Origin of the sequence: Bacillus methanolicus PB1 (assembly GCF_000262755.1) — a bacterium.
Lineage (GTDB): Bacteria > Bacillota > Bacilli > Bacillales > Cytobacillaceae > Bacillus_Z > Bacillus_Z methanolicus.
This window is the reverse complement of sequence record NZ_AFEU01000001.1, coordinates 769,792-783,100: the sequence shown is the minus strand read 5'-3', so window position 1 is coordinate 783,100 and position 13,309 is coordinate 769,792. Positions and strand designations below refer to the sequence as shown.

Here is a 13,309-nt window from a genome sequence, read left to right as displayed (position 1 = left end):
CAGGGAGTTGATTTCTTAGCCAACTCCCCCTATAAAAATTGGAGGTAAATGATGCTACTGTTTATCAGCACAATCATGATCGTTTCCTATACCATTTATTTTTGTATACATGCAGGGGCAAAAAAACAGTTTGTAAGCCCAGTTTCTGGTAGGTGTATTTCGATGTCACTAGGAATGGTAAGTAGTACAACTATTGGTCTCATTCTTGCTCTTTTACTACGAGGTGAACTAGCTTATTCTACAGTCCTGTCGATTATAGTCAGCTTTATTGCCGCGTATTTTATAGGTAATATTTTCGGGTTGTCGGGAATTATTGAGGCAATGGCTGCAAGTTTTATGGGGGGCATGATGGGGGCCATGCTTGGTGATATGATGCAGGAAAATCGTGAAGCTTTTATGATCATTGCGATGGATATCATTTATTTAGTTACCGTCATATCCCTAATGCTCATGCTGAATAAAGAAGCAGTAAAAGAAAATCAAGTGCTTAAAAAGGCAAGAATAGCTCCACTTTTTCTATTATCTGTTGTCTCATTATTAGTTATCGGAATTGCAGCAACTTTTGAAGGTAGTGCTCAGGATGTCAACGAAAATCCCAAAAGTAGTCATGAGCACCATCATTAACATTAAATAAATGAAACGCGGACGAGGAGGTATCTCTATGCTTCGAAAAAGAAGAAATCTTTTCTTACTCACTTTGCTGGTCCTTTTCTTTACTATTCCGACAATCACTTTTGCTGCTGAAACCGCTCCGAAAATTGATACAGGGAATACGACCTGGATGCTTGTTGCTACAGCCATTGTCATTTTTATGCATGTTCCAGGCCTCGCGCTCTTTTATGGAGGATTAGTAAGTGACCGGAATGTTGTTTCTACGATGATGCATAGCTTTGTTAGTCTATTAATCGTCACCATAGCCTGGGTTTTATGGGGGTATTCTCTTAGTTTTGGACCAGATATAGGAGGAGTTATCGGAGGACTGGAATACTTGGGATTTAACGGTGTCGGAGGTGAGGCGGCTTTTGGCACATACAATATTCCACATTATTCATTTGCTATTTTCCAATGTGCTTTTGCCGCTATTACAGTTGCCATCATCTCAGGGGGGATTGCAGGGCGTATATCCTTTCCGGCTTGGGTCATCTTTTCCGTAATATGGGTTACGTTTATTTATGCACCAATGGCTCATTGGGTTTGGGGCGGTGGATGGCTAGCTCAAATAGGTGAACTCGATTTTGCAGGTGGAACTGTCGTCCATATCCTTTCAGGTGTAAGTGCTCTTACGGCAGCATTGGTAATTGGTCCTAGATTTGAGCACTTAAAGAAAGAACACACTCCCCATAATATTGTTCTTTTTCTAGTCGGTGCAGCCAGTCTTTGGTTTGGTTGGTTTGGATTTAATGCGGGGAGTGCTCTTGGAGCTAATGATGTCACAACTCTTGCCTTTGCCAATACTCTAATAGCGGCCGCAGCAGGTGGTTTGTGTTGGCTTATTATTGAATGGATGGTTCGTAAACGACCGACTTTAGTTGGAACAGCGACAGGAGCGATTGCTGGTCTAGTTGGTATTACTCCTGCAGCGGGATATGTCACGGTTCCTTCCGCTTTAATAATAGGTTTAATCGCTGCACCTGTTAGTTATTTTGGCATTAATTATGTTAAAGCTCAACTCAAATATGATGATACGTTAGATGCTTTTGGAGTACATGGAATTGCAGGGATTTGGGGGTCAATTGCCACAGGTATTTTTGCAACAACAAGTGTAAATCCAGCCGGAAAGAACGGGTTTCTTTATGGAAATCCAGAACTGCTGCTTCATCAATTTACCGGTGTAGCAACAGCTATCATTCTAGGAACTGTAGGGACTTTTATCATACTAAAACTAATGGGTATGTTTATCCCTTTACGCGTGAGTAAGGAAGAAGAATTAATGGGATTGGACTTAAGTTTTCATGAAGAACCAGCATATAATCCCACGGAGCAGACACGAAACTTACTAGAATCTAATCATAATGTGTCATAGTCGTTTCTTGAATGTTGAAAAGCATTTATTTAATGGTTCAGGACATTAATACTAACTCAACTTTCGCGAAGTAATCTGTTGATTAGCCATACAACGATTGTGTTTACTCGCTTTATACTCCTAGAGTGGAGCGTAGACAAAAACAACGATCCTAAGACCATTAGTTAGAAACCTCTTTTTTCTATTATGTGAAGACGTAATAGACATGAATCTAGAGAGAGTGCATTGAATCAATAATTAGTGATCTTTTAAGGGGCTGTCTCATAAGGGTCTGACCCCATGTGCATTTATCAATATATAGCACATTTATCCAACACTATGTCCTATATATTGTGTTATGGGGTCTGACCCTTAGGCTTTTGAGACAGCCCCTTGTTTTAACATGGAATTATTCAAAAGTAAAGTACAAGAATGGTTTGTGACGCAATACCAAACAGTTTATCAATCAGTTCTTTTTGATTTTGGGTAGAGTTCACCTGTTGATGAAGTCTGCCCAAAATTAAATTGAGTTAATACATAAGATGTTCGAAATGCCATTATTATCTGTGAGTTAACAGATTATATAGGTACAATTTTTTATCGAATTATTTTCGCGCCTAAACCAATAAATCTATTTGTATGTTAGTTTTTATTACATGAAATTTGGCTTAATCCCGATATTTAGGAAAATTCGGTTTATTTACGAATTAGTTTGTGTGAATATAAAGTCATACTAATAAGATTATTAATAGTTTTGTTACTATTCCTAACATTAAAGGAGGGGGTTTTGGGAAGTAAGACTGGTTGAAAAAATATAAGAAAGACAAAAAATACTTAGATGAAAAAATGTGTAAGAAAACATTAACAAAAACAGAATTCAATTATTTAAGCCAAAAATCAGGTTCCAGTTAATTAAAGCGGGTACTTATGCAAAGAAAGAACTAAACGGGTTACTGGGAATTCCGGCATTAAAAAGCCATATTATTGATGTTCCAGTGATATCCAAAGAAAATGCATTATCGTTAGGTTACTTTTCCATGCAGTCTTCGGAAGATTTTGAATTCACCTATACGTACTTAGAGGTAAAGGTGGTTTTAAAGGGCAAGATTGTGGTGCGTGATGATCAGGGAGAAAAATATGTGGCAGAGGCTGGAGATGTTTTAATCTTTACTCCGGACACAACGGTCATTTTTGATAAGGAAAGTGACGGGGAAGCTTTTTATACAGGTCATCGACTGCCTGAGTCATCCTTTATGTAAAATAAATAGAACATGACCTGGCTTATACAAGCTTGAAAATTTATAGAAAGATTTATAGGGCAGGGAAGGCGACAAGAATTTACTTAAATTAATTTCCTGAACCTTCTTAAATATAAACCAAAATTGCTAAGGAGTGAATAAAAATGGCAATCAATAACACAGTATTAAATGAAGGAATCATGCAGATTCCAAGCTGGTGGAGATGTCCGGCGGGGCATGAGAAACTGCGTGAAAAGGCGCACGCGATTGGAAAGAATGAGTTGCTTCCCCGGGCTTCTATTTCCGATAAGGAAGGCCGTTATCCTCGCGAAAGTTTAAAGGCAATCGCTGAAGCGGGATTTGGTGCAGTTACCATTTCGGTTGAGGATGGTGGTCTTGGAGCAGGGCTTACCGGATTTGCTGTGTTAGCTGAGAGCTTCGCACAGTACTGTGCTTCATCTACTATGTGTTGGGTCATGCATACAGCAGCAGTACAAACACTTTATTCAGCAGGGTCCAATGAACAGCGTCAGCGGTATATCCCTGGTGTGCTTAAAGGAGAGATTGGTGCACTGGCCTTCAGTGAACCTGCAACTGGAAGTCACTTTTGGAATGTTGTTAGCTCTGCTCCTCGAAGAGGAAACGGATATTTATTAAATGCAGAGAAATCATTTGTCACAAGCGCTGGTGAAGCTGATTGGTATATTGTTTGTACAAATTATCCGGACAGTATCGAATCGGACAAATTAATGTTTTTAATTGTAGATAAGAATCAGGATGGGGTTGAATATTTTCCGTTTTCAGCTATGGGACTGCGCGGGAATGCCAGCGGTCCGATGAAATTTAAAGATGTTTTAGTACCAATCTACAATCGCCTTGGTAGTGAAGGTGGGATGAACTTTTTTAATGATAATGTTATCGATCCATTGTTTTTATTGGGAACTTCTGCCTGTTGGATTGGTATTGCTCAGGGAGCACTGAACGCTGCGATTGACAGTGCCAGGAAAAAGGTTCATCAAGATACCGGGCAATCTGTTGCCGGCTATCAGGTTATACGTCACGAACTGGCAAAAGCCCAAATTTTGATCGATAGTGCAAGAAATATGCTTTATCGAACAGCTGAAGGCATGGATCAGTGTATAGAAAACGGTCAAACATTGTCCACATGCCTTTATCCGCTGTGGGAGCTAAAAACACATGCCGCCGATATTGTCATCCAGGTAACAAATCAGGCGCTGCAAGTTTCGGGTGGAAGGGGCTATCTGACAGGTCAGGTAGAAAAATATTTACGCGACGGCCGTGCCGGGGCATTAATGGGACCTACAAATGAAATTTTACGTGAATGGATCGGCCGTACATTAATTGAAGTTCCGTGGTTTGAATAGGCAGCGACTTCTATTGTGCTGAAAGATATTCTGTCAATAGCCATCACTATATTGTAAGGAGATTATAATATGAGACATTTATTTAAAAGGAGAGTTCCGCTGTTATTAATGTCCACATTATGTTTTTCGTTATTTTCTCCACTAGCCGCATTTGCGCAGGAAAACACAGTTAAAGTTGACACAGGAGATGCAACATGGATTTTGGCTGCCACTGCCATTGTATTGTTTATGCACGTACCGGGTCTTGCCCTTTTTTACGGAGGGCTAGTCAGTCAAAAAAATGTAGTATCTACAATGATGCACAGTTTTACCAGTCTTTTGGTTGTAAGTGTGGTTTGGGTACTGTGGGGATACAGCCTTACGTATGGAACTGATATTGGTGGTATTATTGGCGGTTTTGACTACATTGGCTTTAAAGATGTCGGGGCGGAAGCGACTTTCGGTACTTTAACGATCCCGCATTATATTTACGCCATCTTCCAGACCACTTTTGCTGCGATTACAGTTGCGATTGTTTCGGGAGGGATTACAGGCCGCATCGCATTTCCGGCTTGGATCATATTTTCAATTTTATGGTCTTCCTTGATTTATGCTCCGATGGCTCACTGGGTGTGGGGAGGCGGCTGGCTATCTAATCTAGGAGAACTAGATTTCGCCGGTGGAACTGTTGTTCACGTTCTTGCTGGAGTTAGTGCTCTGGTGGCAGCATTGATTATTGGCCCTAGGCACGATAAACATGAAAATGCTCCGCACAATCTTGTTTTGTTTCTAATTGGCGCTGCTACTCTTTGGTTTGGTTGGTTGGCATTTAATGGCGGCAGTGCACTTGCCTCCGGAGGATTAGCATCACTTGCCTTTGCTAATACGCATGTGGCCGCATGTGCAGCGGGGATTAGTTGGCTTGCTATCGAATGGATAATCCGAAAACGTCCGACTCTTGTTGGTGCTGCAACCGGAGCGATTGCCGGATTGGTTGCAATTACCCCGGCAGCTGGCTATGTGACCGTTCCTTCTTCTTTAATTATTGGTTTTACCGGTAGTCTTGTTTGTTACTTCGGCGTTAACTTCGTGAAAGTCCGTTTTAAATATGATGATACATTAGATGCCTTTGGTGTACATGGAATAGGTGGTATTTGGGGAGCGCTTGCTACTGGTATTTTTGCAAGTAAAGAGGTAAATCCAGCTGGTAATAATGGCTTGCTTTACGGTAATCCTGAACAACTTCTTCCTCAGATGATGGGAGTAGGAGTAACAGTGGTCCTAGCCGTCGTAGGGACATTGGTTATCTTAAAAGTCATTAGTTTGTTTACTCCATTACGTGTGAGCAAGGAAGATGAATTGATAGGCTTGGATTTGAGTTTTCACGAAGAACCCGCATATATGACTACTTACCAATCACTTAATACAAATTCAACGATTATACATCCGGCCAAAAGTGTAGGTTCGCTTTCAGAGCGCCCATTAGAGAGCTAGAGTAAATAATCTATAGTTGGCATATGGTATAAAGTATTTTTATTGTTTTATGATAAGTAAAATGCAATACGACTCCCTCCTCAAAGCAGAAAGCGAATCAAAACAGAATAAGAGGTTCCATTTATTTTAGTAGCATGCTGGTAAGCATGCTTTTTCTTATATAATTGATCTAATCGCAATGACATAAGTTGAATTTCTATTATCCAATTAAATGAATTGATACGTCCACTTTGTTATTTTTTGATATAGACTTTAGATCATTATCAAAGCTTTATATTTTAGTAGTTAGGTAATAAAAAAATGTATGTTAGATTTTATAACATAAAATCTAAAATTATCTCAAAATACGGGAATAACAAGTAGGTTTTTCTCACTTTTTATGTAATTATATGGTTACCATACGATAGAAAATAAATTTTTTTGTAACATTTTTTTACATGGAGGTGTGGTGACTAATAAAAATCGTAAGATTGAAATGTAAATATCATGTAAGCAGGCGGTATAAAAATATAAAGATTGAGTTGAAGAAAATGAGTGAAAAAGGATCAACCAAAAGGAAGTTTACTTATGGAACTTTCATGGTTTCAAAGGACCTACTTGTTATCCACTCGTAAGAATGATGGCATTGTGGATAGAAAACTTGAAGGAGTGATTTACATGCGAATACATACTGAGCGAACTTTGCAACTTCCCGCATCAGTACTGACTATTGGAGCGTTAGATGGCGTTCACCTTGGTCATCAGACTTTGATTTCTCGTGCAAAAGAACGTGCAAAAGAACTCGAGGTTCCCTTAGTCGTGTATACTTTTGACCCGCCGCCGCGAGTGTATTTTAAGAATACCCTGCTGTTGACACCACTAACAGAGAAGATAAAAAGGCTCAGATTTCTTGGAGTAGACCATGTTATTGTAGCATCCTTCGACGCTGACTATGTTACAAGAGGAGCCAGTTCATTTCTTGATGAACTTACAGACTTGAATCCTTTAGAGATATGGGCGGGTCCGGATTTTCAGTTTGGAAGAAATAAGGAAGGGAACATAAACACCTTACGTGAACGTTTTACTGTACATGTTTTGGATCCGATTCGCTGCGATTTAGGAGAAATCATTTCTTCTAGTCGAATTCGTACTCTTATGATGCAAGACATGTTATACCAGGCCGAACGGCTCTTGGGCTGGCAAACTTTATTCCATGATAGTAAGGAGGACAAATATATAACCAATAAATAGTAAACCACTGCAATCGATCATGCAGTTGACTTTTAAGGGAACGCCGGTTGTTTTTAAACTATTGTAAATTAAATATCTATTTCATAGTTCCGATAACACTTATTTACACTATAAGGGGGTTACAATATGATTCATTTATTTAAAAAGAAAGGTTCTTTATTAGCGTTTGTATTAGGGCTTATGATAATTTTTCCAATAAATGCATTTGCTGCGGGAAACGAACCTAAAATCGACACAGGAGACACGACTTGGATTCTTATTGCCACTGCCCTTGTTTTATTCATGCATGTCCCTGGTTTAGCACTCTTCTATGGCGGATTGGTTAGTGACCGAAATGTAGTGTCGACAACTATGCACAGCTTTGTTAGTCTTCTAATTGTCAGCGTTGTCTGGGTTCTATGGGGATATAGCCTTAGCTATGGTACAGATATTGGAGGTTTCATAGGAGGGCTTGATTATCTTGGCTTTAATGGGGTTGGGGCAGAAGCGGCATTCGGGACGTTAACGATACCGCACAATCTGTTCGCAATGCTGCAGACTGTCTATGCTGCTATCACGGTGGCCATCATCTCAGGTGGGATTGCTGGCCGGATTTCTTTTTCGGCATGGGTAGCGTTTGCTGTTCTATGGCCTACCATTGTTTACGCCCCGATGGCTCACTGGGTGTGGGGAGGCGGATGGCTTTTTCAACTGGGGGAGCTTGACTTTGCCGGTGGAACTGTCGTCCACATTTTGTCGGGAGTGAGTGCTCTTGTAGCAGCATTGATGATTGGCCCAAGACAGGAGCATCTCTCTCATGAACATCGTCCGCATAATATTGTCCTATTTTTGATTGGTGCTGCTACCCTTTGGTTTGGCTGGTTTGGATTTAACGGCGGCAGTGCACTTGCTTCGGGGGGAATCACATCTTTGGCCTTTGTAACTACTCATGTTGCTGGAGCGGCCGCTGGGGTTGGCTGGCTTGTGATTGAATGGAAGTTCCGTAAACGTCCATCTCTAGTAGGAACAGCTACCGGAGCAATTGCTGGATTAGTTGCGGTTACACCCGGCGCAGGGTATGTGACGATTCCTTCAGCTTTGGTGATCGGCTTAATTTCCGCTCCGGTTTGCTACTTCAGTATTAACTTCTTGAAAGCCCGCTTAAAGTATGATGACACGCTAGATGCATTCGGAGTACATGGAATGGCTGGTATTTGGGGTGCTCTTGCCACAGGCATTTTTGCTACAAAAGAGGTGAATCCGGCCGGAAAAGATGGATTGCTTTACGGTAATCCAGAACAACTGCTTCATCAGCTTACAGGTGTAGCAGCAGCAGTAATCTTAGCTATAGTGGGAACATTTGTAATCTTAAAACTCATTAGCTTGTTTACACCATTACGTGTGAGCAAAGAAGAAGAGTTACTTGGTTTAGATTTGAGTTTTCATGAAGAGCCAGCATACTATACTACAGCTCAATCAGTTAATTTAAACAAACTAAGTTCAATATCAGAACAAGGCGCTTCCCAAAGAGGTGTGTTGTAAAAAAAGAGGGAGCTTAGACTTAAAGCAAAATTAAGCTTTTGAGTCTCAGCTCCTTTTTGATTTTTATTTTACAGCTGTTAATGAAAAAAGGACTTTAGCCTATAAGCGCTAGTTCTTATCCGCAAGTTATAATTTATCAGTATTCGTGATTTGGTGGAAATGATGGAGGAACGCGGCTTATCCATGGCTTAAACAAACGATTATGCGTTCATCAATATGGGCCTGAATTAGATAAAAGAGTACGGTGTTATCTTAAGCCAACAAAATGACTCCTTGAGAGTTGATGATACAAAAGGTCATTGGACGTTTCTATTTCGTGCAGTGGATTACGAAGAAAACACCATTATTTGTTTATAAGTGAATCGAGAGATAAACAAGCAGTCAAGCGTTCTTTCAATGTTTCCAGTCATCGAGTCATAACAGTGGATAAAAACCCAGCCTATCCTGTAGTAATTGAAATTAGAAGAAGAAAGACGTATACTTGTAGGTATATAAATAAGGCAAGTTAGATATCTCAACAATATGGTGAACAAGACCATCGTTTCATAAAGAAGCGAGTTCGTTCCATATTAGGGTTAAAATCCTTTCTAATAGCCCCTTGGATGATAACTGGCATCGAAGTCATGCATATGATGAAAAAAAGGAAAAAAAATGAGATTGAATTCATACATATGATGTTTGGTATCATATCTTAAAAGTTAGCAGATAATATGGGTTCTATTTTCTTATCAATTATTTTCGCACCAGAACCACAGTTTCTCATAACATAGAAATATAGTGACTTGTAGTAGGGCCTGGACCAGTGGAATACGTGAGCATTTGGATAGCGTTAGCTATCTCAATCCGACGATAAGTTTCTATCACACGGCCATTGACAATTAGTGCCTCTCGTTCTCGTTGTAACTCCTCGTATGTTTTTTTTAACAGCTTTCTCGATCTCTTAAACGAGGCAAAAACGAACCGTTCTGCAGCAGAACAACTCGTGATGCTCACGTCGCCATGATGAACTCGCCCGGTTGGAGAGTAAGCTAGAGCGCTGACAATCCGGTGTTCAGCGCTGCTGATTGTTTCATGTAAAAATGTCGCGGGCGATGGTGTAATGTCTTCAACGAGCAAACGGGTTATACCACGGTCGTTAATTGCCTCTAGAATTTGCTCGGGATCATCCTCCACAATAACCTCTTTGTTTGGCGTCCACACATCCATCCAGTAATGGTCCATATGCTTCTTTCCCACATGGAAGATGAAGAATTCTGGGTAAATTCGCAGTTTGTCAGGTTCGTCTGCGAGCCATGGGCGATAAAAATCATAGAATCTCGTTACTGCTGCCATGAGTAGGGCACTCGCACCGGCGCTTCCACCAGGTTGCCGTACTACAATTCCTAGACGATCTTGCACATTGAACCCCGGGAATAAATCCTCTAGAGAGCCCTTGTCACCGTTAATCATGAAATCGAAATCATTAGTGCTCATGACCTTTGTAGTGTGCATTTTTAATAGCTCCTTTTTTATGTGTTTCTTCAATACTATAGGACTATAGGTCCAAAATAAGATATCCAGATTTTGCTCTTGAAACACATGTTAACATGACATTACCTTCTTTTTTCTCAGTATCAGAAAGGTAGAAATCTCTGTGATCAATTTCTCCTTTCAGTACGTTGACTTGACAGCTTCCACATCCACCAATTTTACAAGAATACGGTGCTTGAATATTATGTGTTAACAGAGTTTCCAGCAGGGTTTTTCCTTCCTGCACATCAAGCACTTGATTGCTTTTATTTAGCTTTACCTGGAAAGCCTGTAGTGGACCAAAATCAGGAGGGGTAAAGAGTTCAAAGTGGATACTTTTTTCGGGATAACCGAATGCTTTTGCAGCCTCGGCATATTCTCTTATCATCGCTTCAGTTCCACAAAAGTAGACATGTGTTCCTATCGGTTGATTTTTCATTAAATCCGTTGTCATTTTTCGTTTTTCTTTTGAGAAATAAAAATGAGTTTCGTCTGGATAAATAGAGAGTAGAAAGTCATGAAAGGCACACAATTCCTTTGAAGGAGCTGCATAATGCAATTCAAATGACTTCCCTTTCTTTTTTAGGTCTGCCGCCATCGCAAGAAAAGGAGTAATTCCGATACCGGCAGCAAAAAACACATGGTGTTTGGCTCTGAAGCTAAGTGGAAAATGGTTTTTTGGATAGCTGATATAAAGTTTATCTCCTATTTTTATATGATCATGCCAATAAATGGATCCTCCTCTTGACTGATCACTACGGCGAATGGCAATTTGATAGTAGTCTGTTATGTCAGGATCAGTTGTTAGTGAATAGTGACGTTCGATTAGCCCGTATTCGGTTTGTACATATGTCGTAATGTGAGATCCTCCACTAAAACGTGGCAATGACGAACCGTTTGCTGCCACCAGCTTAAAACTTTTAACTGTTGGGGATTCACGTTTAATTTCTTCTACAACAACTTCAATTGTACTAGTAGCCATTTAGTTCTCACCTCTTCTCTACATTTCCTCTACCTTATACAATTTTGATATAACCAAGATATGCATCAAGTCTTCTTGAAAAGTGAGTAGAAACGTCGAGAATAGTGTTACAATTTTCACATGTTGTTTCATATTCGTTTTTCTTTCTATTTAGGTTGTAACACTTCACACAAAATATTTTCTCGTTTTTTCGTCCTATTCCTTTGTATTGAATTTCTTCATCTGTAAAGCCCGCAGCGTAAGCGATTTCTTTTACCTTTCTAATCATAGGCCACATGCCGGAAATGAAAAGTTTTGTACCCATTACTTGTTTATCAAGAATAGGAGATACTTCCTGGTAGGAAAAAGACGATACACACTTAATACGATTTGGAAGGAGGTGCTGAAGATAACTAATTGTTTCCTCCTGCTTTCGATCTGTTTTTATATAAAGATATGTTTCTATCTTATTTAAAGATAGGGAATGGATAATGGCCAAACTTTCAAAAATAGCTAATTCATCGATGAACAGTAACACTTTTTTAGGATTCGATTGTAGTTGGAAAAGAGAATAATCTGAGACTTCCAACTCAATAAGTTGATTTTGAAAATCGCCCATTAATAGCAAATAGTCATTTTCCCTACCAGTTGAATTGTGAAAAAAGAGACGGTACGTTCCTTTGTTCATGCAAGTTTCCACATAACGAATGGGAATTTGAAAAAGGTCATCTTTGTACTGAATTTTTTTAATAACACCGACTGTTTGAGGAAGAAAACCGTCTATTACCTTTATTTCTGCCGTATAAACATCTTTAAATAGTCTCTCTTCACGAATCAGCCGACATTTGATCTTGCTCACTTTATCACACCTTCTTTGGTTTTTATGATCTTCTCTAAATAACTGATGATTTTATCTTTATAGGAAATAAAGCCTTTATATTGAGCGATATAATCCGGTAAATCGGTTAAGACCCGGTAAAAACGGTTTATCCATTCTTCATTCTTCCTTAGTTCATCAAGGGAAATTAAATGGGTGTGAATACTAAATAAAATACCGTTGCTGCGTGGGAGACGGAATAACCTCTGGTCTTCTACTCTTAAGTGAACAAGCTGACCCGCGTTCTCAGAGGTAACTTTTTCTTTTTTTGCTCCCCATTCATCAAACGTTTCAGGGAATGTGTCAAGAATTGGTTCCACTGTTAACGTCCAGTTCAATCGGGTCCAAGGTTTTCCCGCTTCTATCCTTAAAAGAAAATTACGCACTTTTTCAGCTAAGCCACTGTCCGAAAAATAAGGAACAGGTGAGTGAAATTCTGTATAAGTCATTCCAAGATTAAAGGCAATCGACCAGTTAGCAGGAAAGCACAGCTGCCCGGCGTCCATATAAAGGTCTCCGTCTCTTTGTGCAATATAAATTAAATCTTCTTGAATATGTCGTCCAATAAAATCTAATGGTTCATATGGTAAACTTGAAGAATTACCGAAAATAAAGGATTGTTCTTCTTTTAATAAATGATTGCAGAATGTCCAGTGGTTCTTATTTTTCTTTAAACTAAAATAGTTTGGATATAATGAAGTCATTTCATTAATAATCATCTCTAAAATCTCCCATTGCCCTTCAAGAGAATGTGAGAATGATTGATAGCATTGTTCTTTCCTAGTTTTTAATAGATGTCGTTTTTGTTCAATTTCCTTAAAATATTCGGGTGTAATATCAAGTAGAAATGGCGGTTCGAGTGCCTCGGAGTTATTGGAATAACGATATGAGTCTCCTTTAAAAGGAAAAGGAAAACGTTCTATTAAAGGAGAATGTGAAATAATTTTAGAATTATTTATCATTTTTTGTCCTCCTGACAAAAGGATGTAATAGAATTTTGGTCATGTTTAGAAATGATATATAAAGCATTCTGGAGGAAGGGGATCTCTCCTCCAAAATGCTTAGTCTGCTGTAAATAGTTTACTGTTTCCAGAAACCTTAGCTTTTAAACAG

The 13,309-nt window shown here is 39.4% G+C and carries 11 protein-coding genes and 1 pseudogene; 8 read left to right on the top strand and 4 right to left on the bottom strand.

Going from position 1 to position 13,309, the window contains the following annotated elements; genetic code table 11:
• Positions 1-51 precede the first annotated feature (51 nt).
• The 8 genes and pseudogenes from PB1_RS03605 to PB1_RS18010 all read left to right on the top strand — a co-directional run.
• Positions 52-624 (top strand): hypothetical protein, encoded by a 573-nt coding sequence (locus PB1_RS03605; protein WP_003350825.1) that lies wholly within the window; start codon positions 52-54, stop codon positions 622-624.
• A gap of 133 nt (positions 625-757) precedes the next feature.
• Entirely contained in the window at positions 758-2,023 is a 1,266-nt protein-coding gene (locus PB1_RS03600; RefSeq protein WP_202946735.1) for an ammonium transporter, read from the top strand.
• A gap of 1,016 nt (positions 2,024-3,039) precedes the next feature.
• Positions 3,040-3,261, top strand: a complete 222-nt coding sequence (locus tag PB1_RS18395; RefSeq protein ID WP_003350822.1) for a cupin domain-containing protein — start codon at positions 3,040-3,042, stop codon at positions 3,259-3,261.
• 143 nt (positions 3,262-3,404) lie between these two features.
• Positions 3,405-4,625: an acyl-CoA dehydrogenase family protein gene (locus PB1_RS03590; RefSeq protein WP_003350821.1), complete on the top strand. Its 1,221-nt coding sequence runs from the start codon at positions 3,405-3,407 to the stop codon at positions 4,623-4,625.
• Positions 4,626-4,694: 69 nt separating this feature from the next.
• The gene (locus PB1_RS03585) at positions 4,695-6,098 is read left to right on the top strand and encodes an ammonium transporter (protein ID WP_003350820.1); all 1,404 of its coding nucleotides are present in this window, start codon (positions 4,695-4,697) and stop codon (positions 6,096-6,098) included.
• A 657-nt stretch (positions 6,099-6,755) separates the two neighbouring features.
• Positions 6,756-7,328 (top strand): FAD synthetase family protein, encoded by a 573-nt coding sequence (locus PB1_RS03580; RefSeq protein ID WP_050979088.1) that lies wholly within the window; start codon positions 6,756-6,758, stop codon positions 7,326-7,328.
• 228 nt (positions 7,329-7,556) lie between these two features.
• Positions 7,557-8,849 carry an ammonium transporter gene (locus PB1_RS03575; RefSeq protein ID WP_202946734.1) on the top strand — a complete coding sequence of 431 codons (1,293 nt, stop codon included), beginning with the start codon at positions 7,557-7,559 and terminating at the stop codon, positions 8,847-8,849.
• 135 nt (positions 8,850-8,984) lie between these two features.
• A pseudogene (locus tag PB1_RS18010) lies at positions 8,985-9,544 on the top strand (DDE-type integrase/transposase/recombinase); the annotation flags it as partial.
• A gap of 64 nt (positions 9,545-9,608) precedes the next feature.
• Here the strand turns inward: PB1_RS18010 and PB1_RS03570 are convergent.
• Genes PB1_RS03570 through PB1_RS03555 form a run of 4 tightly spaced genes read right to left on the bottom strand, consistent with a single transcriptional unit; the run spans position 9,609 to position 13,158 of the window.
• Positions 9,609-10,340, bottom strand: coding sequence for a hypothetical protein (locus tag PB1_RS03570; protein WP_003350815.1), 732 nt, complete (start codon positions 10,338-10,340; stop codon positions 9,609-9,611).
• A gap of 43 nt (positions 10,341-10,383) precedes the next feature.
• Positions 10,384-11,340 carry a PDR/VanB family oxidoreductase gene (locus tag PB1_RS03565; protein ID WP_003350814.1) on the bottom strand — a complete coding sequence of 319 codons (957 nt, stop codon included), beginning with the start codon at positions 11,338-11,340 and terminating at the stop codon, positions 10,384-10,386.
• Positions 11,341-11,374: 34 nt separating this feature from the next.
• On the bottom strand, positions 11,375-12,178 hold the full coding sequence (locus PB1_RS03560) for a dimethylamine monooxygenase subunit DmmA family protein (RefSeq protein ID WP_003350813.1): 804 nt from the start codon (positions 12,176-12,178) through the stop codon (positions 11,375-11,377).
• Positions 12,175-13,158 carry a heme-dependent oxidative N-demethylase family protein gene (locus PB1_RS03555; RefSeq protein WP_003350812.1) on the bottom strand — a complete coding sequence of 328 codons (984 nt, stop codon included), beginning with the start codon at positions 13,156-13,158 and terminating at the stop codon, positions 12,175-12,177. Before PB1_RS03555 ends, PB1_RS03560 begins: the two co-directional genes overlap by 4 nt.
• Positions 13,159-13,309: the final 151 nt, after the last annotated feature.